Here is a 22,164-nt window from a genome sequence, read left to right on the forward strand (position 1 = left end):
CCGCGGTGAGATCATCAGCACCAAGCTGCAAACCGAGCAAAGCCGCCAATATTGCGGCGCCATAAAACCACCACCCCACCGTTATCGCAAAACGCCATAAGACCGTTCGTAGTTTTTTGACGAAAAATCCTGAAAAAATTTCACGTACTGGCACAAAACCATCTCACCTCAAGTTCGCCCTTTATATATCGGGGTGAAACTGCCGCGTGCTATCAGATTGAAAGCATCCATATCGGAAAAAATATTAAAAATTCTTTCACCAGCACTTTGCCACCCCCGGAACTTCTCCCCCACTCCCCCGCTCATACCACCCGTAACGATTTTCCTGCGTCATGTGAGAAATGACTTACATAACAAACATGCATATCGAAAGTTTCAAGGATCAGTAGAGCCCCCGCCCGGAACCCGTCCGGAGCGCCGCTCTCGCCCAGGAGAAGACGCACTCAAAATTCGTCCTAGTGGTTGATTTCAAAGGATTTTATCCACTTGAAAAAACAAGCACAGCAGTATTGAAAGTTCGGTACTGCAATAAAGACGGCTAGCGTTTTGGGGCATGCCCCGTTTTATGGCCTTTGCCTGCCTTAATGAGTGCAATGTTTTCGCACTCACACATTACTTATGCCTGCGTTCGAAACCGCGAACTAACGGAGCGGCTTCGTGCGCCCGGAAAACGGCTGGTAATTCAATCCGGTCCGGTTCTGTGAATGGAATCGGCGTAGCTAACTACATGAGGTGATTGCGATGCGTATCAGCATCTTTGGTTTGGGTTATGTGGGTGCAGTCTGTGCCGGTTGCCTGTCTGCCCGGGGCCATGAGGTGGTCGGCGTGGATGTCTCGGCAACCAAGATCGACCTGATCAACCAGGGCAAGTCGCCCATCGTCGAACCCGGCCTGGAAACCCTGCTGCAACAAGGCATCGCCAACCGCCGCCTGAGCGGTACCACCGATTTCTCCCAGGCCATCCGCGACACCGATGTGTCGATGATCTGCGTCGGCACCCCGAGCAAGAAGAACGGCGACCTGGGCCTCGAATACATCGAGTCGGTCTGCCGCGAGATCGGTTTCGTCCTGCGCGAAAAAGCCAGCCGCCACACCATCGTGGTGCGCAGCACGGTGCTGCCGGGCACGGTGAAGAACGTGGTGATCCCGATCCTCGAAGACTGTTCGGGCAAGAAGGCCGGCGTCGACTTCGGCGTCGCCGTCAACCCGGAGTTCCTGCGCGAAAGCACCGCCATCAAGGACTACGACCAGCCACCGATGACCGTCATCGGTGAACTGGACAAAGCCAGCGGCGACGTGCTCCAGGCCCTCTACGAAGAACTCGACGCACCGATCATCCGCAAGGACATCGAAGTCGCCGAGATGATCAAGTACACCTGCAACGTCTGGCACGCGACCAAGGTCACCTTCGCCAACGAGATCGGCAACATCGCCAAGGCAGTGGGCGTCGATGGCCGCGAGGTGATGGACGTGGTCTGCCAGGACAAGGCCCTCAACCTGTCCCAGTACTACATGCGCCCGGGCTTCGCCTTCGGCGGCTCGTGCCTGCCCAAGGACGTGCGCGCCCTCACCTACCGCGCCAGCAGCCTCGACGTGAAGGCCCCCCTGCTCGACTCGCTGATGCGCAGCAACGAATCCCAGGTGCAGAACGCCTTCGACATCATCGAAAGCCATGACAAACGCAAGGTCGCCCTGCTCGGCCTGAGCTTCAAGGCCGGCACCGACGACCTGCGCGAAAGCCCGCTGGTGGAACTGGCCGAGCGCCTGATCGGCAAGGGCTACGAGCTGAACATCTACGACCAGAACGTCGAGTACGCCCGCGTACACGGCGCCAACAAGGACTACATCGAGTCGAAGATCCCCCACGTCTCCTCCCTGCTCAACGCCGATTTCCAGAAGGTCATCGAAGACGCCGAGATCATCGTCCTCGGCAACCGCGACGAGCAGTTCCGCGCCCTCGCCCAGCAGGCCCCGGCCGGCAAGCAGGTCATCGACCTGGTGGGCTTCATGAGCAAGGCCACCTGCCCGGTCAGCCGTACCGAAGGCATCTGCTGGTAAGCAGGCCGCGCGGGGCCGCCAGGTCCCGCGCGTTCCAACCACCGTCCCGTCACCGATACGGATGCTGAACATGCAAAGCCTCAAGCACGGCCTGCTGCAGGCCGCCGGTTGGCTGTTCTACGTGAGCTTGCTCATGCTGATCGCCCTGGCCCTGCCCAACACCTTGTTCGACCCCGACTCCAAGGACTTTCTGTTCCTGATCGGCGCGGTCGGCATCTGGCGCTACTCCATGGGCGCGACACACTTCGTGCGCGGCATGCTGTTCCTCTACGTGGTCTACCCGCGACTGCGGCGCAAGGTGCGCAAGCTCGGCGCCGCGGCCGACCCGTCCCACGTGTACCTGATGGTCACCAGTTTCCGCATCGACGCCCTGACCACCGCCCAGGTCTACAGCTCGGTGATCCGCGAAGCGATCGACTGCGGCTACCCGACCACCGTGGTCTGCTCGCTGGTGGAAATGTCCGATGAGCTGCTGATCAAGAGCCTGTGGGCCAAGTACAACCCGCCGGAGCGTGTCAGCCTCGACTTCGTGCGCATCGCCGGAACCGGCAAGCGCGATGGCCTGGCCTTCGGCTTCCGCGCCATCTCCCGCCACCTGCCGGACGAGAACGCCGTGGTCGCGGTGATCGACGGCGACACCGTGCTCGGCGAAGGAGTGGTCCGCAAGACCGTGCCCTGGTTCAAGCTGTTCGGCAACGTCGGCGGCCTGACCACCAACGAATTCTGCGAAGTGCGCGGCGGTTACGTCATGAGCGAATGGCACAAGCTGCGCTTCGCCCAGCGCCACATCAACATGTGCTCGATGGCCCTGTCCAAGCGCGTGCTGACCATGACCGGGCGCATGTCGATGTTCCGCGCCACCGTAGTGACCAACCCCGAATTCATCGCCGACGTGGAAAGCGACTCGCTGTACCACTGGCGTCTCGGCCGCTTCCGCTTCCTCACCGGCGACGACAAGTCCAGCTGGTTCAGCCTGATGCGCCTGGGCTACGACACCTTCTACGTGCCCGATGCCGACATCAACACCGTCGAGCACCCGCCGGAGAAGAGCTTCTTCAAGGCCAGCCGCAAGCTCATGTACCGCTGGTACGGCAACAACCTGCGGCAGAACTCCCGCGCCCTCGGGCTGGGCATGCGCCGCCTCGGCCTGTTCACCAGCATCGTCCTGTTCGACCAGCGCGTGTCGATGTGGACCAGCCTGCTCGGCCTGACCGTGGCGATGATCGCTAGCTTCAAGTTCGGCGCCAAGTTCCTCCTCGCCTACCTGCTGTGGATCGGCATCACCCGCCTGATCCTGACGATCATGCTGCTGTGCTCCGGGCACAAGATCGGCCCGGCCTACCCGCTGATCCTCTATTACAACCAGATCGTCGGCGCGCTGATGAAGATCTACGTGTTCTTCCGTCTCGACCGCCAGTCCTGGACCCGCCAGCCCACCGCCCTCAAACGCGACCTCGCCAGCTTCCAGCAATGGTTCAACACCTGGTCCTCACGGACCATGACCTTCTCGGCGGCCAGCATCTTCGTTGCTGTGCTGTTCGTGGTCGTGTGAGTCGCAGCCCCCTACGGATCCAACAGGAAAACATCACCATGAATACCGCCGTGAACGTCAATGTCGTGCATGAATCCGAGACCCAGCGCCAGCATGCCCGGGTAAAAATCCCCGCCAGACTGCGCTACCTGGGCGAGAACCGCGAAGCCCTGGAAGTGAAGATCGACGATCTCTCCGCCGGCGGCATGAGCTTCCACGCCAAGCAGCCGCTTACCATCGGCGAGGTGATTCGCGGGCGCCTGCAGTTCACCGTCGACAACCTCGGCCTGTCGATGGACGTCGAGTTCCTGGTGCGCATGTACAACGCCAACACCGGACGTACCGGCGTCGAGTTCCAGAACCTCGAACCGCGCGACATCGCCACCCTGCGCCACATCATCACCTCGCACCTGTCGGGCGAGCTGATCGGCATCGGCGACGTGCTCAGCACCCTGCAGCGCGACAACTTCACCAAGGCGCGCAAGCAGAAGCACGAGGGCGGCGGCCTCAGCCCGCTGGGCCGGCTGCGGGCAGTGACCTTCAGCCTCGGCGTGTTCGTGGTCGGCGTGGCGGCCTTCGGCTTCATCGCCAAGTCGGTGTACGGCGTGTACTTCGTCAGCCATGCCGAAGCCGGCGTGGTCAGCGTGCCCACCACCCAGGTCACCATGCCCCGCGACGGTACCGTGCAGGCCCTGGTGGAGAACGGCGCCGACGTGGTCAAGGGCGCGCCGCTGGCCTCGTTCAGCACCAGCATGCTCGATCTGCTCAAGGGCCACCTGGACGACGAACAACTGGAGCCGGCCAAGGTCGAGGAACTGTTCGGCAAGCAGATGAGCGGCACCCTCACCAGCCCCTGTGACTGCACCGTGGCCCGCCAACTGGTGGACGACGGCCAGTACGCGGCCAAGGGCGCCCCGATCTTCCAGCTGATCCCGCGGACCAGCAACCCCACCGTGGATGCGCGTTTCACCTATCGCCAGTTCGACGACGTCAAGCCAGGTACCCGGGTGAACTTCCAGGTGGCCGGCGACGATGAAGCGCGCAGCGGCATCATCGTCAGCAGCACCAGCCTGAACAGCGAAGACCTGTCCTCGGACATCCGCGTGCAGATCAAGCCGGATGCACCGATGCCGGCAGGACTGGTCGGGCGTCCGGCCAGCGTGAATGCCAAGCGTGGTCCGTCGCTGGACTGGCTGATCGACAGCGCCATGGCGCATGGGCTCTGAAGAGGGTTCTTCGATGAACAGTCATTTCGCGGTGCCTTCGATCGCTGGCAAGCCAGCTCCCACAGGGTTCAAGGCTGGCCACACTATCGGGTTCGACACTGGACCTGTGGGAGCTAAGCCCTCACTGATGTGTGCCCTGGCCCTGGCCATCAGCCTCACCGGCTGCGCCGGCCTCCCCGACCAGCGCCTGGCCAACGAGGCCCTGAAGAACGGCGACACCGCTACCGCCGAGCGCAACTACCGGCAGCTCGCCGACCTCGGCTACAGCGAAGCCCAGGTCGGCCTCGCCGATATCCAGGTGGAAACCGGTGACCCGGCCAAGCTCAAGCAGGCCGAGGCCACCTACCGCGAAGCGGCGAAAACCTCGTCCCGCGCCCAGGCCCGCCTCGGCCGCCTGCTCGCCGCAAGGCCAGACGCCAGCGACGAAGAACGCCACGAAGCCGAAGCCCTGCTCAAGCAGGCCTTCGCCAGCGGCGAAGGCAACACCCTGATCCCCCTGGCGATGCTCTACCTGCAATACCCGCAGAGCTTCCCCAAGGTCAACGCGCAGCAGCAGGTCGACCAATGGCGCGCCGCCGGCTACCCGGAGGCCGGTCTGGCCCAGGTCCTGCTGTACCGCACCCAGGGCACCTACGACCAGCACCTGGCCGAGGTCGAGCGCATCTGCAAGGCGGCGCTCGCCAGCACCGACATCTGCTACGTCGAACTGGCCACCGTCTACCAGAAACGCGCCCAGCCCGAACAGCAAGCGGCGCTGCTGGAACAGATGAAAAGCGCCTACCAGCGCGGCCAGATCCCGGCCAGCCGGGTCGACAGCGTGGCCCGCGTGCTCGCCGACCGCAGCCTCGGCCAGACCGACGAAAAGACCGCCCAGGCCCTGCTGGAAGACATCGCCCCGCAGAACCCCGCGTCCTGGGTCAGCCTGGCACAACTGCTCTACGACTTCCCCGAACTGGGCGACAGCGACCAGTTGCTCGGCTACATCGAAAAAGGCCGCGCCGCCGAACAGCCCCGCGCCGAACTGCTGCTGGGCCGCCTCTACTACGAAGGCAAGACCCTGCCCGCCGATGCGCAGCAGGCCGAAACCCACCTGCTGGCCGCAGGCAAAGCCGGCGAGATCAGCGCCCATTACTACCTGGGCCAGCTCTACCGTCGCGGCTACCTCGGCACCGTCGAGCCGCAGAAGGCCGTCGACCACCTGCTGCAGGCCGCCCGCGGCGGCCAGCTCAGCGCCGACTACGCCCTGGCCCAGCTGTTCAGCGAAGGCCACGGCATTCGCCAGGACCCGGTCAACGCCTGGGTCTTCGCCCAGCTCGCGCAGGCCAACCCCAGCGAACAATCCACCGCCCTCGCCGGCGAGCTGGATGCGCAACTGAACCCGCAACAGAAAGCCAGCGCGCAGCGCCTGCTGGAGCAGGAACGCGCCGCCCGCGGCGCCATGGGACCGGGGCCCGGCGCCCTGGCCCTGCAAGCCGTGCAAAGCCCCGAAGAAGAAGCTGAGGACTCGTCGCTATGATGCTCAATCCGTGGATGAAAGCCGGTCTCGGCCTGGGTTTCGCCCTGTTCTGGGCCTGCCCGACCCTGGCCGCCGAAACCGCTGAAAAGAACTTCGGCCTGGAAGTGAAGGTCACCGGCCAGTCCGAGGACGACCGCGACCTCGGCACCCGCGATGGCGGCGACGTCAACGGCCTCGGCCTTGACCTGCGCCCCTGGGTGTTCTTCGAGCGCGGCAACTGGAGCGCCTACGCCATGGGCCAGGCCGTGGCGGCCACCGACATCATCGAGACCGACACCAGCCGCCAGTCCGCCGACGGCAGCGAAGTGCAGGACAGCAACAACAGCGACGACAGCCGCAAGGCTGACAAAAGCTACCTGGCCATGCGCGAGTTCTGGGTCGGCTACAAGGGCCTCACCGCCTACCCCGGCGAAGAACTGCGCTTCGGCCGCCAGCGCCTGCGCAACGACGACGGCATGTGGCGCGACACCAATATCGAAGCGCTGAACTGGACCTTCGACACCACCCTGCTGCGGGCCAACCTCGGCGTCGCCGAGCGCTTCAGCGAATACCGCACCGACCTCACCGAGCTGGCTGCCGAGGACAAGGACCGCCTGCACGTCTACGGCGACGTCGCCGCGCAGTGGACCCCGGGCCACTGGGTCGGCCTGCGCGCCCACCACAGCCACGACGACGGCAAGCTGAAGAACCCCGGCGAGACCGTGGACGCCTTGGACAAGACCCGCACCGGCGACCTCACCTGGCTCGGCCTGGAAGCCAACAGCGACGCCTACAACTGGCGCAACCAGAACACCGTCAACTACTGGGGCAGCGTGACCTGGCTGACCGGCGACCGCGACACGCTCGGCACCACCACGGTCAATGGCGAGCAGGTTGCCACCGGCAAGCAGAGCGGCGACGTCAACGCCTGGGCCACCGACCTCGGCATCCGCCTGCGCCTCGACCCCAACTGGCAAGTGGGCGCGGCCTATGCCCGTGGCAGCGGCGGTGGCGGCGACGATGGTTCGAACAACTACGAGCAGACCGGCCTGGAGTCCAACCGCTCCAACTGGACCGGCACCCGCTCGCGCGTACACCGCTTCGGCGAAGCCTTCCGCGGCGAGCTGGGCAACCTCCAGGCAGCGACCCTGTTCACCTCCTGGCAACTGCGCGACGACTACGACGCCAGCCTGATCTACCACAAGTTCTGGCGCGTCGACGGCGACCAGAACATCGGCAGCAGCGGCATCAACGCGGTGGTCGACGATGGCGGCATCAACCGTCCGATGGTCCAGGGCGAGAAGGACGTCGGCCAGGAAATGGACCTGGTCGTCACCAAGTACTTCAAGCAAGGCCTGCTGCCGGCGGCGCTGAGCAAATCCATCGACGAACCCTCGGCGCTGGTGCGCTTTCGCGGCGGCGTGTTCAAGCCGGGCGACGCCTACGGCAAAGAGGCCGACTCGTACATGCACCGCGCCTTCATCGACGTGGTCTGGCGCTTCTGATGGGCGGAGAGCACTGACATGAACCTTCACGCGAACCCGCTTCACGCCCTGCTGGCCGGCACTCTGCTGCTGGCCGCCGGCATCGCCCAGGCCAATGGCCAGGCGGCACCGGTTGCCAAGGAGCTGCAGCACGCCAAGACCTACACCGTCAGCAGCGCGCCGGTGGAGCCGCTGCACATGGACCCGCCGAAGCTGCCGGACCTGTCGGGCTACACCGCCGAGGCCGTGCAGAAGAAGATCGACCGCTCGAAACCGGGCAAGGTCTCGGTGCGCCGCATGCTCCAGGAAAACAGCCTCAAGGAGTTCATCGGCGGCGACAACAAGGGCGCCGAATGGGTGGTGCGCCAGCACGGCATTCCCCAGGCGATCTTCATCGACGGCGGTCATGTCGACTTCACCACGCTGGCGAAGAAAGTCCCCGAGCGCTACCTGCGCGAGACCTCGCCAGGGGTGTACCTGGCCCGCCTGCCGATCGTGGTCGGCCACGGCGCGACCCTGGAAATCGATGGCAAGGTCAAGGAGCTGCGCCTGTCCCAGGAAGGCGGCTCGTTCCTGGTCAACGACGGCAAGCTGTTCGTCAGCGACACCCGGGTGATCGGCTGGCGCGAACAGGACAACGGCCCGGCAAGCTTCCGCAAGCCCGATGAATTCCGTCCTTTCCTGCTGTCCTGGGGCGGCACCGAGACCTACATCGTCAACAGCACCATGGCCAGCTTCGGCTATGCCAAGAGCAAGTCCTACGGCGTGAGCATCTCGCAGTACACGCCGAACATGGCCAAGCAGATGGGCCGCGCCGAACCCACCGGCTGGATCATCGGCTCGACCTTCAGCGACATGTGGTACGGCTTCTACTGCTACGAGACCAGCGACTTCGTGGTCAAGGACAGCACCTACCACGACAACATCGTCTATGGCATCGACCCCCACGACCGCTCGCACCGCCTGGTCATCGCCGGCAACACCGTCTACGGGACCAGGAAGAAGCACGGGATCATCATCTCCCGCGAGGTCAACGACAGCTGGATCATCAACAACAAGAGCTACGACAACAAACTCTCCGGCGTGGTGATCGACCGCAACAGCGTCAACAACCTGATCGCCTACAACGAGATCTACCGCAACCACACCGACGGCATCACCCTGTACGAGAGCGGCGACAACCTGATCTGGGGCAACAAGCTGATCAGCAACCGCCGCCACGGCATCCGCGTGCGCAACAGCGTGAATATCCGCCTCTACGAAAACCTCGCCATGGCCAACGGCCTGGTCGGCGTCTACGGCCACATCAAGGACCTCTCCGACACCGACCGCGACATCGCCCTCGACCCCTTCGACACCAAGGTCTCGCTGATCGTGGTGGGTGGCGAGCTGGCGGCAAACGGCAGTGGCCCGCTGTCCATCGACTCGCCGCTGAGCGTGGAGCTGTACCGCGTATCGATGCTGGCCCCGAGCAAGGCCAGCGGCATCAGTTTTTCCGGTGTGCTCGGCGAGCGCCAGGACGAGATCCTCGACCTGATGGTGCGCCAGCAGAAAGCCGTGCTGATCGACCCGGTCGAACGCCAGACCGAAATGCTCGACTGAGGAAGCCCAGACCATGACGCCACACCTGATCAAACTGCTTGGCCTGAGCGCCGCCCTGATGGCGCTGGCCGATCGCGCCAGCGCCGCCGACGTGCAGGCCCCGGCCTTCCATGCCGAGCCGTGCTGCCAGCTCTGCCCGCAAGCCCACGACGCCAGCCGCTACACCACCCGCTACCAGCAGAACTTCACCACCCTGGTGCAGGCCAAGGGCGACTGGCTGTTCCGTACCCGCGAAGACCTGCGCACCGAGTTCGACACCACGCCGGCCGGCTACAAGCGCCTGCAGCAGTTGCACGATGCCTTCAAGGCCCGCGGCATCGAGCTGGTGGTGGTCTACCAGCCGACCCGCGGCCTGGTGAACCGCAACATGCTCAACCCCGAGGACAAGGCCAGGTTCGACTACCAGAAGGCCCTGGGCAACTACCAGGCCATGCTCGGGCGCTTCCGCAAGATGGGCTACAACGTTCCCGACCTGTCGCCGCTGACCAACGAGCAACTGGCGGCCGCTGACCAGGGCAAGGACTTCTACTTCCGCGGCGACCAGCACTGGACCCCGTACGGCGCCGAGCGCGCGGCGAAGATCGTCGCCGACACCGTGCACGGCATGCCGGCCTTCGAGGGCATTCCGCGCAAGGAGTTCGAGACGAAGAAATCCGGGCGCATGGGCAAGACCGGCACCCTGCACAACGTCGCCGGGCAGCTCTGCGGCACCAGCTACGCGGTGCAGTACATGGATCAGTTCGCCACCGAGCCGAAGGGCGAAAGCGGCGGCGACGATCTCTTCGGTGACAGCGGCAACGCGCAGATCACCCTGGTGGGCACCAGCCACAGCGGCAAGAACTACAACTTCGCCGGCTTCCTCGAACAGTACATCGGCGCCGACGTGCTCAACGTCGCCTTCCCCGGCGGCGGCCTGGAAGGCTCGATGATCCAGTACCTGGGCAGCGAGGAGTTCAAGAAGAACCCGCCGAAGATCCTGGTCTGGGAATTCTCCCCGCTGTACCCGCTGAACCAGGAAACCATCTGGCGGCAGATGCTCGCCCTGCTCGACAACGGCTGCGAGGGCAAGCCGGCGCAGATGAGCGCCAGCACCGCGCTCAAGCCGGGCAAGAACGAACTGATGGTCAACGGCCGCAACGGCGTGATCAAGGACCTGACCAACCGCAACCACCAGCTCGACGTGCGCTTCGAAGACACCTCGGTGAAGGTCCTGCAGGCCACCCTCTGGTACCTCAACGGCCGCCACGAGGACATCAAGATCGAGAAGCCGACCACTTCCGACACCGACGGCCGCTTCGCCTTCCAGCTGCGAGAGGACGAGGACTGGGCCGGGCAGACCCTGCTCGCCGTCGAACTGCAAGGACCGGAAAACGGCAGCCAGAAGGTCCAGGCCACCCTGTGCAAACGCGGCGCCCCGGGCAATGCCCAGGCCGGATTGTGAGGACACCATGAACAGATTCAGCATGCTTGCCAGCGCCGTGCTGCTTGCCCTCTCCGGGCAAGCCATGGCCGCGCTGGTCCCGCCGCCGGGCTATTACGCCGGCATCGAGAAACAGAAGACCGGCGACGGCGACTTCAAATGCGAAGCCGTGCCGAAGCCCTACACCGGCAGCCTGCAGTTCCGCAGCAAGTACGAAGGCTCGGACAAGGCCCGCGCCACCCTCAACCGCGCCTCGGAGCAAGCCTTCCGCGACTCCACCAAGGACATCACCACCCTGGAGCGCGGTGTCGCCCAGCAGGTCACCCGCTACATGCGCGATGGCCGCCCGGCGCAGCTCGACTGTGCGCTGACCTGGCTGGACACCTGGGCGCGGGCCGACGCGTTGCTGTCGACGGACTTCAACCACACCGGCAAGTCCATGCGCAAATGGGCGCTGGGCAGCCTCAGCGGCTCGTGGCTGCGCCTGAAGTTCTCCAATGCGCGGCCGCTGGCGGCGCACCAGGCCCAGGCCGAGGAAATCGAGAAATGGTTCGGCCGTCTCGCCGAGCAGGTGGTTCGCGACTGGAGCGACCTGCCCCTGGAGAAGATCAACAACCACAGTTACTGGGCGGCCTGGTCAGTGATGGCCACGGCCGTGGTCACCGACCGCCGCGACCTGTTCGACTGGTCCGTCAAGGAATACCGCGTCGCCGCCAACCAGGTGGACGAACAGGGCTTCCTGCCCAACGAGCTCAAGCGCAAGCAGCGCGCCCTCGCCTACCACAACTACGCCCTGCCGCCGCTGGCGATGATCGCCAGCTTCGCCCAGGTCAATGGCGTCGACCTGCGGGACGAGAACCATGGTGCGCTGAAGCGCCTGGGGGATCGGGTGCTCAGCGGGTCGAAGGATCCGGCGCAGTTCAAGAACCGCAACGGCGAGAAGCAGGACATGGACGACCTCAAGGTCGACAGCAAGTACGCCTGGCTGGAGCCGTGGTGCAGCCTCTACCAGTGCACTGGCGACGTGCAGCAGCGCCGGCATGGCATGCAGCCGTTCAACAGTTTCCGCCTCGGCGGGGATGTGACCCGGGTGTACGACCCGGCGGCGGAGCGCAAGTAGCGGCCGTTGCACACCCCCTGTGGGAGCTGGCTTGCCAGCGATGAGGCCCGCCTGGGCACCTCCGCTGAACCTGCTGGCCCTATCGCTGGCAAGCCAGCTCCCACAGGGACCGTAGCGACACTGATTTATCGGTTTCCCTCAGCCAGATGGCTGGGGGGTTTGGGGGGCGCTGTTGCCCCGTAGCTGACCACCAAGGAGAACCGGGATGGTCTTCTCGTCCAACGTGTTCCTGTTCCTGTTCCTGCCGACCTTCCTCGGCCTGTACTACCTGAGCGGGCAACGCTATCGCAACCTGCTGCTACTGCTGGCCAGCTACCTGTTCTACGCCTGGTGGCGGGTGGACTTCCTCGCCCTGTTCGCCGGCGTCACCCTGTGGAACTACTGGATCGGCCTGAAAGTCGGCGCCGCCGGCGTACGCACGAAATCCGCGCAACGCTGGCTGCTGCTTGGCGTGGCCGTCGACCTGTGCATCCTCGGCTACTTCAAGTACGCCAACTTCGGCGTCGACAGCATCAACGCGATCATGACCTCCTTCGGTCTCGAACCCTTCATCCTCACCCACGTCCTGCTGCCGATCGGCATCTCGTTCTACATCTTCGAGTCCATCAGCTACATCATCGACGTGTACCGCGGCGACACCCCGGCCACCCGCAACCTGATCGACTTCGCCGCCTTCGTCGCGATCTTCCCGCACCTGATCGCCGGCCCCGTGCTGCGCTTCAAGGACCTGGCCGACCAGTTCAACCACCGCACCCACACCGTCGACAAGTTCGCCGAGGGCTGCACCCGCTTCATGCAGGGCTTCATCAAGAAGGTGTTCATCGCCGACACCCTGGCGGTGGTCGCCGACCACTGCTTCGCCCTGGAAAACCCCACCACGGGCGATGCCTGGCTCGGCGCCCTGGCCTACACCGCGCAGCTGTACTTCGACTTCTCCGGCTACAGCGACATGGCCATCGGCCTGGGTCTGATGATGGGCTTCCGCTTCATGGAGAACTTCAAGCAGCCGTACATCAGCCAGTCGATCACCGAGTTCTGGCGGCGCTGGCACATCAGCCTGTCGACCTGGCTGCGCGACTACCTGTACATCACCCTCGGCGGCAACCGCGGCGGCACCTTCGCCACCTACCGCAACCTGTTCCTGACCATGCTCCTGGGCGGCCTGTGGCACGGCGCCAACTTCACCTACATCATCTGGGGCGCCTGGCACGGCATGTGGCTGGCGATCGAGCGGGCGCTGGGCCTCGACACCAATCCGCAGCGCTTCAACCCGGTCAAGTGGGCCTTCACCTTCCTGCTCGTGGTGATCGGCTGGGTGATCTTCCGCGCCGAAAACCTGCACGTGGCCGGGCGCATGTACGCCGCCATGTTCAGCCTCGGTGACTGGAACCTGTCCGAGCTCAACCGCGCCAGCCTCACCGGCCTGCAAGTGGCGACCCTGATCCTGGCCTACATCACCCTGGCGTGGTTCGGCCTGCGCGACTTCTACCGCAATGCCAAGCCGACGGCCAAGGCCAGCCCGGTGGTTGTGCACCACGACGGCAGCGTCGGCCTGGACTGGAGCCTGTACGCCACCCGCGTGCTGGTGCTGCTGCTGTTCGTCGCCTCGATCCTCAAGCTCTCGGCGCAGAGTTACTCGCCCTTCCTCTACTTCCAGTTCTGAGCGAGCCGACCATGACCCGATCACTACGTATCTTCTATTCGCTGCTGTTCCTCGCCCTGCTCACGGCGCTGGGCCTGTGGTCCCTCGGCGGCTTCGCCGGGTTCCAGCGCACGGCGCAGATGAGCCTGCTCGACGGCAAGCTGGCCAAGGCCACCGAGACCCACTACGACGAGCAGTTCCCGCTCAAGCGCATCGGCACCAACCTGTGGGCGGCGCTGGACTTCAAGCTGTTCAACGAAGGTCGTCCGGGCGTCGTCCTCGGCCGTGACCAATGGTTGTTCAGCGACGAGGAGTTCAAGCCCGCGGTCCATGCCGAGGCCAGCGAGGCGGAAAACCTCGCCCTGCTGCGCGGCGTGCGCGACACCCTGCGCGAGCATGGCGTGGAACTGCTGCTGGCCATCGTCCCGGCCAAGGCCCGGGTGTATCCCGAGTTCATCGGCGAGCAGGCCCCGGCCAGCCTCCACGATGACCTGTACAACGCCTTCCACGCCCAGGCCCGCCAGGCCAACATCTTCGCCCCCGACCTGTTCGGTCCGCTGCAGGCCGCCAAGTCTCGCGGCCAGGTGTTCCTGCGTACCGACAGCCACTGGACGCCGCTGGGCGCCGAAGTCGCAGCCCGGCAACTGGCCGACGCCGTGGCCCGGCAGACCCTGCTCAGCGGCGAGCCGCAGACCTTCATCACCGAGAAGAACGGCGAGAAGGAACACAAGGGCGACCTGACCAACTTCCTGCCGCTGGACCCGCTGTTCAGCAACCTCATGCCAGCCCCGGACCGGCTGCAACAGCGCAGCACCCGCCCGGCCCAGGACGCTGGCGAAGGCGACGCCGCGCTGTTCGGCGACAAGCAGATTCCCGTGGCCCTGGTCGGCACCAGCTACAGCGCCAACCCCAACTGGAACTTCCTTGGCGCCCTGCAGCAGGCCCTGCACAGCGACGTCGCCAACTACGCCGAGGACGGCCACGGGCCGATCCTGCCGATGCTCAAGTACCTGCAAAGCGACGAGTTCAAGAACAACCCGCCCCAGTTGCTGGTGTGGGAATTCCCCGAGCGTTATCTGCCAATCAAGAACGATCTCAGCGGCTTCGATCCGCACTGGATCGCACAGCTGAAACAAACCCGTACTGCCAATCAAGAGCTGGCCCTGTCGTCCCATCGGACGGAACACTGAAGAGGAAACGCACATGACCTTGCACACTTCCAAGCACCGCATCGCCAAAGCCTGCGCCCTGGCCGCCGGCCTCACCCTCGCCTCGCTGCAGGCCTGGGCCGGCGCCGACGCCGCGCTCTACGGCCCGAGCGCACCGAAGGGCTCGACCTTCGTGCGCCTGTACAACGCCTCCAGCGCGCCGGTCGCCGCCAGCGTCGGCAACACCCCGATCAACCAGGTCGGCGCCCAGTCCAGCAGCGACTTCAGCTTCATGCCGCAAGGCGACTACAGCGCCAAGGTGGGCAACCAGAACCTGCCGGTGAAGCTTGCCGCCGACCACTACTACACCCTGGTCAACCATGCCGACGGCAAGGCCCAGCTGGTGGAAGAACCGCCGTTCCGCAACAAGCAGAAATCGCTGGTGCGGGTACAGAACCTCAGCGACCAGGCCCTGACCCTGAAGACCGCCGACGGCAAGACCGAAGTGGTCAAGCCGGTGGCCGCCAGCAGCCGTGGCGAACGCGAGATCAACCCGGTGAAAGTCAGCCTGGCCCTGTACGAAGGCGACAAGAAGGTCAGCGACGTCAAGCCCGTCGCCCTCGAACGCGGCGAAGCGGCGGTGCTCTACGTCACCGGCTCCGGCAGCAACCTCTCGCCAGTCTGGGTCAAGCGCCCGGTAGCGACCCGTTGATCCACCTCACTTGCAGCTATTTGGAGAACACCCATGATTCCAGTCATCCTGTCCGGTGGTAACGGTTCCCGTCTGTGGCCACTGTCGCGCAAGCAATTCCCCAAGCAGTTCCTCGCCCTCACCGGTGAGCACACGCTGTTCCAGCAGACCCTGTCGCGCCTGGTCTTCGAAGGCATGGACGCGCCCATCGTGGTGTGCAACAAGGACCATCGCTTCATCGTCAACGAACAGCTGGGCAACCTGAAGCTGGAGACCCAGGCGATCCTCATGGAGCCCTTTGGCCGCAACACGGCGCCGGCAGTGGCCCTCAGCGCCATGAAGCTGGTCAACGAAGGCCGTGACGAACTGATGCTGGTGCTGCCGGCCGACCATGTGATCGACGACCAGAAGGCCCTGCAGCGTGCCCTGGCCCTGGCCACCGTCGCCGCCGAGCGCGGCGAGATGGTGCTGTTCGGCATCCCCGCGACCAAGCCGGAAACCGGCTACGGCTACATCCGTTCCAGCCAGGACGCGCTGCTGCCCGAAGGCATCAGCCGGGTCGCCCAGTTCGTCGAGAAGCCGGATGAAAAACGCGCCCGCGAGTTCGTCCAGGCCGGCGGCTACTTCTGGAACAGCGGCATGTTCCTGTTCCGCGCCAGCCGCTTCCTCGAAGAGCTGAAGAAGCACGACCCGGACATCTACGACACCTGCCTGCTGACCCTCGAACGCAGCCAGGAAGACGGCGACAGCACCGCCATCGACGAAGCCACCTTCGCCTGCTGCCCGGACAACTCCATCGACTACGCGGTGATGGAGAAGACCCAACGCGCCTGCGTGGTGCCGCTGTCCGCCGGCTGGAGCGATGTCGGCTGCTGGTCGTCGCTGTGGGACGTGCACCCCAAGGACGACCACGGCAACGTCACCAAGGGCGACGTGGTGGTGCAGGACAGCCGCAACTGCATGATCCATGGCAACGGCAAGCTGGTCTCGGTGATCGGCCTGGAGAACATCGTCGTGGTCGAGACCAAGGACGCCATGATGATCGCCCACAAGGACAAGGTTCAGGGGGTCAAGCAACTGGTCAACACCCTCGACGCCCAGGGCCGCAGCGAGACCCAGACCCACTGCGAGGTGTATCGACCGTGGGGCTCCTACGACTCGGTGGACATGGGCGGCCGCTTCCAGGTCAAGCACATCACGGTCAAGCCCGGTGCCAGCCTGTCGCTGCAGATGCACCACCACCGCGCCGAGCACTGGATCGTGGTGTCCGGCACCGCCGAAGTGACCTGTGACGAGAACGTGTTCCTGCTCACCGAGAACCAGTCCACCTACATCCCGATCGCCTCGGTCCACCGCCTGCGCAACCCGGGCAAGATCCCGCTGGAGATCATCGAGGTGCAGTCCGGCAGCTACCTGGGCGAGGACGATATCGAGCGCTTCGAGGATATCTACGGACGCTCGACGCCGATGGAGCGTGGGGTTTCGATCAAGACCATCGCGCAATAACAGACCGGACCGACTTCACCAGTGCCGGCACGGGCTGGTGAAGTCGTTTCACCCGGCGAACCTCACAGGCCTCATGCGACCTTTCGCCCCAGCGCCTTCTGCAGCAAACCACGCCTCTGGCCAAAGCCAACCGCTCCCCGGTCGATATGCTTCTGCATCGCCTTCCTGGTGGCATCGACGCGCGTCATGAAGGCTTTCGCTTCTGCCTTTGGAAGCTTCGGCCTATCGCCACCCAGGACCTTTTTCCACTCAGCGGCGCCGATCCCCTTGAAACGCTCCCAGGCCGTTTTATCCAGGGCGCTGGTCAGGTCGATGGTGGACAGGTTGTAGACCGCATTGTCCCGGGTAGTGAAAGCGGCCTCGTGATCGATCAACTGCACGCCACCCTCCTCGTCCCACAACTGGTTTCCCGAGTTGTCGTCAAACTCGTTGATCAGGAAATAGAACAGCTTTTCGCGGTCCGAGAGCTTGCGCTCGCTGCCCCGGGCATCCTTGATATTCGGCACCCTCTGCTGAACCAGTGACTTGGCCCGCGCCTTGGCCGGGGGTACCACATGAAAGCCCAGGGCTTCGCTGACCCGGTAGGCCAGTTCCTCGCGCAGGGCGCGCTCCGGGGAGTGCATTTTCTTGACGATGAAGTCGATGCCGGCAACCATCGACCGTGACGTGTAGAGGCTGTTGTTCAGGCGATTGTCGAAGAGCGTCATGGATTGAAAGTCGACAGTCGGAACCAGCGAAACGATCCAGTCGTTGATGACCGCAATATCCTTGGAAGCCTCCCGCCGGGCCTGTGCCTGGGCTTCCATGAACCGACCTGCGCTGGCCTTCGCCCTGACTTCACTGGATTCGATAGCCGCAAATGGAAAAGCGTTGTGCCCGTGGATATCAACGAACCCCATCGGGGCGTTGTGCACGAAACCGTACAGGTTCAAACCATCTGCCACGCCCGCCGGATCCGGGCTCAGCCAGCGCTGCCAGTCCGTGCGGTAATAACGTGCACCGTAGTAAAAAAGCCCGGTCGCATCGCGCTCCTTGCCGGAGTAGCGCAGGGTCTTGTAGCCCGCCTCGATCTCGCTGCGAGCGACCCACCAGGCCGTGCTGCCGAAGGGATGAAACACCTCGTGGCTGATCAGCGCCGCTTCACTGTCCAGCTCCAGGCAACTGGAGCCGAGATGATCGCCAAGGGCGTAGCGTGCCTGATCCTGCGGCACTTCATCAGGACGTCCATCCAGCCAGTGGAGGATTCTCACACCACAGGTGCCGGTTTGCAGGACGATCACCTCGAATCGCTCGCCGGAGGCGCTATCGCTGTGCTGCTCCAGCCCCGGCAGATAGCGGGTTTCGCGATTGTGAGTGCGATTCGCCGCCTGCCTCGATGCCCACTTGCGCACACGCTGGCCGGCACCATCGTAGAGATAGAGCTCCCAATCGTCGGCTGCGCCATCTCGCACCACGGGCCGGACCTCCCGCAACTCGTTGCGCAGGTTCCACAGCAGATCCTGGCCGGGTTGCAGGCGCAGCAGATTGCCGTTGGCATCGAAGCTGCCGGCAAAGTCCCCGCCTTCGGCGAGGCAGCGATTGGAATGCCGCTCCGCTACCAGCGTGCGGCCATGGGCCTGGGCGCCGATATGGGTCAGCTCCAGCAGGTTGCCCCCGGCATCGTAGCGGTAGCGCTGTCGGTAGTTGCTCACCGCGCCGGGATCGAGCAGGGAGCCGGGCCCGCGGCTGACCGCCCCGGCTTCCCAACCCGTCGCCTCGCACAGTTGATAGAGACTGTCGTGGACATACTCGCAGCGTGGCGGGATGCGCCGGTTGGCGAAATGACGCAGCGGTTGGGCACGGTCTTCGATGGCAACGATATTGCCCACCGGATCGTAGCTGTAGTGCAGGTCCTGCAAGGCCTCGCCATTGACCCGCCGGCTGAGCAAACGCAGCAGCCGGCCATCTTCCTCGCGGTACCAGCGGTGGATGATCACGCCGTTGCCCAAGCGTTCGTCTTGCATCAGTCCGAAGGCGTTGTAGCGGGTTTCACTCAGTACGGGCTGCTCCGCTCCCGAGCCAGGCTGCACGTGAACATCACGCAGTTCCCCGGCCACGGTCAGGCCGAAGCGCTGGCGATTGCCGGCGGCATCGACCTGCGCCAGCAGGTCGCCCAGCGGCCCATGGCTCCAGCTACTGCACGCGACCTCGGGTTCCAGCAAGGCATCGCGTTGCTCGATCGGCACAGGCCAGTCCGGCCAGTCCGTGGCAAGGCAGAAACGCCGCGTCTCGCGCCTGACGCCACCGCCCAGCGAATACCCGCCGAACGCCAGGCTGCCCGCCGTATCGTCATGCCGCAGCAGACGGCCGCAGGCATTGCTCAGGGCATGCTCGGCGCTGGCGTCGGCGTAGAGATAGCGCTCGCTGCACTGCCCCTGCTCATGCAGTGCCAATGGACGCAGCAGCGCGTCGTACTCCAGTTCGCGGCGAGTGCCTTTGCCGTCTTCGAAGCAGACCGTCTGCCCGGCCTCACCGAACAGGACACAGGCAAATCCGGCGTCGACACTGTCGCGGCTCAACTCACGGCCCGAAAGGGAATGCACCTGGCGCAGATTGGCCGGCGTCGTACCATCCCGCCCGTGCAAGGCCCAGAGCCGGGGGTCCCGGCTCTCCAGCCGATGCCCCAAGGCATCATGCCGCGCCCACTGGACCCGGCGCTCGGCCACCTCGTTCGCGACTACCCGACAATAATCCACCTTGCGCAAGGCCAGCCCCCGGGGGTCCTGGACGGCAAGCACCGGCGTCAAGGCATGAAGGGCAGCAGGCATGGCAGCAAGGCCTTTCTCGTATCGGGAATCCGGCCAACATAACCGCAACGCCCCACTGGCACAGCTGGCAGAAATGACAGGTCAGGCCCTTGCCGCTAGGATCGTGGAATCGTCTTTCCCGGGGCATCCATCATGATCGTCGGCATCCTGCTTATCCTGACCTGGCTGGTCCTGCTCCTGCGTTATCCGGCCAAGGCACTGCCGGTATCGCTGGCGGCGCTGCTCGGGCTGGTGATGGTCGGGCTCTGGGTGGTCTGGCTGGACAACCGCGAGGCACGCCAGCTGGCCCGCCTGGAACTGCGCCTGGACTACGTGCCTCAGGAATGCCCCGCCGGACGCCCGCTGCGGGTGCGGATGAACAACGGCAACGATGTGCCGCTGACCGAACTGCGCTGGCGCGTCGCCGCCTACGCCCCCGGCGATAGCGTCAACCTGGCCGAGAACACCTACGCCGCACCGCGTTACCGCGGCCCCGGCGAACTCCAGGCCGGCGCCGACTGGAGCGACTGCCTGCCCCTGCCGCCGCTGCGTTCCGGCTACCGCCCGCAAACCCTGGAATTCCGTGCCGAACACCTGCAGGGCAGCTTCGCTGACTGACCAGGCCGGCAGTATGATCGCTCCTCCCTCCTCCTCAACACGAAGGACCGCTCCATGCCCATTGCCCTGATCACCGGATGTTCCAGCGGCATTGGCCGCGCCCTGGCCGATACCTTCCGCGATGCCGGCTACACGGTATGGGCCACGGCACGCCGCGCCGAGGACGTGGTACAGCTGGAGGCCGCGGGGTTTCGTACCTGGAAGCTGGACGTCAACGATGGCCAGGCCCTGCAGCACCTGGCCGATGCCATCGGGCACGAGCATGGCGGCCTCGATGTGCTGATCAACAACGCCGGCTACGGCGCCATGGGACCGCTGCTGGATGGCGGGGTCGAGGCGTTGCGCCAGCAGTTCGAGACCAATGTCTTCGCCGTGGTCGGGGTGACCCGGGCGCTGTTCCCTGCGCTGCGCCGCAGCCGCGGGCTGGTGGTGAACATCGGCAGTGTGTCCGGGGTGTTGGTGACGCCGTTCGCCGGGGCCTATTGCGCGTCGAAGGCGGCGGTACATGCCCTGAGCGACGCGCTGCGCCTGGAGCTGGCGCCGTTCGGCGTGCGGGTGATGGAAGTGCAGCCGGGGGCGATCCAGTCGAGTTTCGCCAGCAATGCAGGGCACCAGGCGGAGCAGCTGTTGCGGCCGGATTCACCGTGGTGGCCGCTGCGCGAGAACATCCGGGCACGGGCCCGCGCCTCCCAGGACAAGCCAACGCCGGCCAGCGAGTTTGCCCGAGGGGTGTTGCAGGCGGTAGGCAAGTCGCCGGTGCCGGGCCTTGTCAGGCTGGGCAATGGCAGCCGGGCGCTGCCGTTGCTGGCGCGCTGGCTGCCGAGCGGGTTGCTGCAGAAGGTGTTGAAGAAGAAATTCGGGCTGGATCGGCAGTTGTAGCGAGCTTCACAACATAGGCCGAGAGAGCGACGCGGGCCCTGTGGGAGCGGGTTCACCCGCGATTACGTTGGTGAATTCACTACCGCAATCGCGGGTGAACCCGCTCCCACAGGGTACGCGCTGGTATTCAGATCGGGAGGCGAACCGACTCTGAAGGGCTCAAGCGATCGACCGCACCACCCCGCCATCCACCCGCATCGCCGCCCCGGTGGTCGCACTGGCCTGGCGCGATGCCAGGTACACCACCAGGTTGGCCACTTCCTCCACCGTCGCCAGGCGCTGGATGATCGAGCTGGGCCGATGCTCGGCAATGAAGCTGGCTTCCAGTTCTGCCGTCGACACGCCCTGGGCCTTGGCCATCTCGCCGAAGAAATCCCCCACCCCTTCCGAGCGGGTCGGTCCCGGCAGCACCGCGTTCACCGTCACCCCGGTGCCGGCCAGGGTTTCCGCCAGGCCGCGGGAAACCGCCAGCAGCGCGGTCTTGGTGGTGCCGTAGTGGATCATCTCGGTGGGGATCTGCAACGCCGACTCGCTGGAAAGGAACAGCACCCTGCCCCAGTCGCGCGCCTTCATGCCCTGGGCGTAGTAGCGCGACAGGCGCACCGCGCTCAGCACGTTGACATCGAAGAAGCGCTGCCACTCCTCGTCGCTGATCTCGAAGAAGCCCTTGGGCTCGAAGATCCCCAGGTTGTTGATCAGGATGTCGGTCTGCGGCACCTGCTCGAACAGCTGGCGGGCGCCTTCGGCGCTGCCGAGGTCGGCGGCGACACCGATGAGCCGCGCCGCCGGCACGCGCTCGCGAACCTGCTTGAAGGCCTGGTCGACCCGCGCCTGGGTGCGCCCGTTGAGCACCACCTCGGCCCCCGCCTCGGCCAGGCCGATGGCGATGGCCAGGCCGATACCGGCGGTGGAACCACTGACGATGGCGCGTTTGCCGTTCAGGGAAATGTGCATGAAA

The 22,164-nt window shown here is 64.9% G+C and carries 16 protein-coding genes; 14 read left to right on the forward strand and 2 right to left on the reverse strand.

Annotation, left to right across the window (positions count from 1 at the left end):
- Positions 1-741 precede the first annotated feature (741 nt).
- The 12 genes from V0R59_RS16015 (at position 742) to V0R59_RS16070 (ending at position 16,923) form a co-directional block, all read left to right on the forward strand.
- The gene (locus tag V0R59_RS16015) at positions 742-2,058 is read left to right on the forward strand and encodes a nucleotide sugar dehydrogenase (RefSeq protein ID WP_330076611.1); all 1,317 of its coding nucleotides are present in this window, start codon (positions 742-744) and stop codon (positions 2,056-2,058) included.
- 70 nt (positions 2,059-2,128) lie between these two features.
- Entirely contained in the window at positions 2,129-3,610 is a 1,482-nt protein-coding gene (alg8, locus tag V0R59_RS16020) for a mannuronan synthase (RefSeq protein ID WP_330076610.1), read from the forward strand.
- A gap of 38 nt (positions 3,611-3,648) precedes the next feature.
- Positions 3,649-4,815 (forward strand): alginate biosynthesis protein Alg44, encoded by a 1,167-nt coding sequence (locus V0R59_RS16025; RefSeq protein ID WP_330076609.1) that lies wholly within the window; start codon positions 3,649-3,651, stop codon positions 4,813-4,815.
- 127 nt (positions 4,816-4,942) lie between these two features.
- Entirely contained in the window at positions 4,943-6,331 is a 1,389-nt protein-coding gene (gene algK, locus V0R59_RS16030; protein WP_330076608.1) for an alginate biosynthesis TPR repeat lipoprotein AlgK, read from the forward strand.
- Entirely contained in the window at positions 6,328-7,815 is a 1,488-nt protein-coding gene (locus tag V0R59_RS16035; RefSeq protein ID WP_330076607.1) for an alginate export family protein, read from the forward strand. Before algK ends, V0R59_RS16035 begins: the two co-directional genes overlap by 4 nt.
- Positions 7,816-7,833: 18 nt before the next feature.
- Positions 7,834-9,396: a mannuronan 5-epimerase AlgG gene (gene algG / locus V0R59_RS16040; RefSeq protein ID WP_330076606.1), complete on the forward strand. Its 1,563-nt coding sequence runs from the start codon at positions 7,834-7,836 to the stop codon at positions 9,394-9,396.
- A 13-nt stretch (positions 9,397-9,409) separates the two neighbouring features.
- On the forward strand, positions 9,410-10,837 hold the full coding sequence (locus V0R59_RS16045) for an alginate O-acetyltransferase (RefSeq protein ID WP_330076605.1): 1,428 nt from the start codon (positions 9,410-9,412) through the stop codon (positions 10,835-10,837).
- Positions 10,838-10,844: 7 nt separating this feature from the next.
- Complete coding sequence (locus tag V0R59_RS16050) at positions 10,845-11,936, forward strand: mannuronate-specific alginate lyase (protein WP_330076604.1); 1,092 nt, start codon at positions 10,845-10,847, stop codon at positions 11,934-11,936.
- Positions 11,937-12,141: 205 nt separating this feature from the next.
- Positions 12,142-13,599: an MBOAT family O-acyltransferase gene (locus V0R59_RS16055; RefSeq protein ID WP_330076603.1), complete on the forward strand. Its 1,458-nt coding sequence runs from the start codon at positions 12,142-12,144 to the stop codon at positions 13,597-13,599.
- A gap of 11 nt (positions 13,600-13,610) precedes the next feature.
- Positions 13,611-14,768, forward strand: coding sequence for an alginate O-acetyltransferase (locus tag V0R59_RS16060; protein WP_330076602.1), 1,158 nt, complete (start codon positions 13,611-13,613; stop codon positions 14,766-14,768).
- A 13-nt stretch (positions 14,769-14,781) separates the two neighbouring features.
- Positions 14,782-15,438: an alginate O-acetyltransferase AlgF gene (locus V0R59_RS16065; protein WP_330076601.1), complete on the forward strand. Its 657-nt coding sequence runs from the start codon at positions 14,782-14,784 to the stop codon at positions 15,436-15,438.
- Positions 15,439-15,471: 33 nt separating this feature from the next.
- A complete protein-coding gene (locus V0R59_RS16070) occupies positions 15,472-16,923 on the forward strand; it encodes a mannose-1-phosphate guanylyltransferase/mannose-6-phosphate isomerase (RefSeq protein WP_330076600.1) in 1,452 nt (483 codons plus the stop codon).
- A gap of 71 nt (positions 16,924-16,994) precedes the next feature.
- Here the strand turns inward: V0R59_RS16070 and V0R59_RS16075 are convergent, their stop codons facing one another.
- The gene (locus V0R59_RS16075; protein WP_330076599.1) at positions 16,995-19,730 is read right to left on the reverse strand and encodes an RHS repeat domain-containing protein; all 2,736 of its coding nucleotides are present in this window, start codon (positions 19,728-19,730) and stop codon (positions 16,995-16,997) included.
- Positions 19,731-19,862: 132 nt separating this feature from the next.
- On the opposite strand from V0R59_RS16075, the gene V0R59_RS16080 reads away from it, so the two are divergent.
- The gene (locus tag V0R59_RS16080; RefSeq protein WP_330076598.1) at positions 19,863-20,327 is read left to right on the forward strand and encodes a multidrug transporter; all 465 of its coding nucleotides are present in this window, start codon (positions 19,863-19,865) and stop codon (positions 20,325-20,327) included.
- A gap of 54 nt (positions 20,328-20,381) precedes the next feature.
- A complete protein-coding gene (locus V0R59_RS16085; RefSeq protein ID WP_330076597.1) occupies positions 20,382-21,206 on the forward strand; it encodes an SDR family oxidoreductase in 825 nt (274 codons plus the stop codon).
- 159 nt (positions 21,207-21,365) lie between these two features.
- On the opposite strand, the gene V0R59_RS16090 is transcribed toward V0R59_RS16085, so the two are convergent.
- Complete coding sequence (locus tag V0R59_RS16090) at positions 21,366-22,160, reverse strand: SDR family NAD(P)-dependent oxidoreductase (protein WP_330076175.1); 795 nt, start codon at positions 22,158-22,160, stop codon at positions 21,366-21,368.
- Positions 22,161-22,164 lie beyond the last annotated feature (4 nt).

The organism is Pseudomonas ulcerans, assembly GCF_036324125.1.
GTDB lineage: Bacteria > Pseudomonadota > Gammaproteobacteria > Pseudomonadales > Pseudomonadaceae > Aquipseudomonas > Aquipseudomonas ulcerans.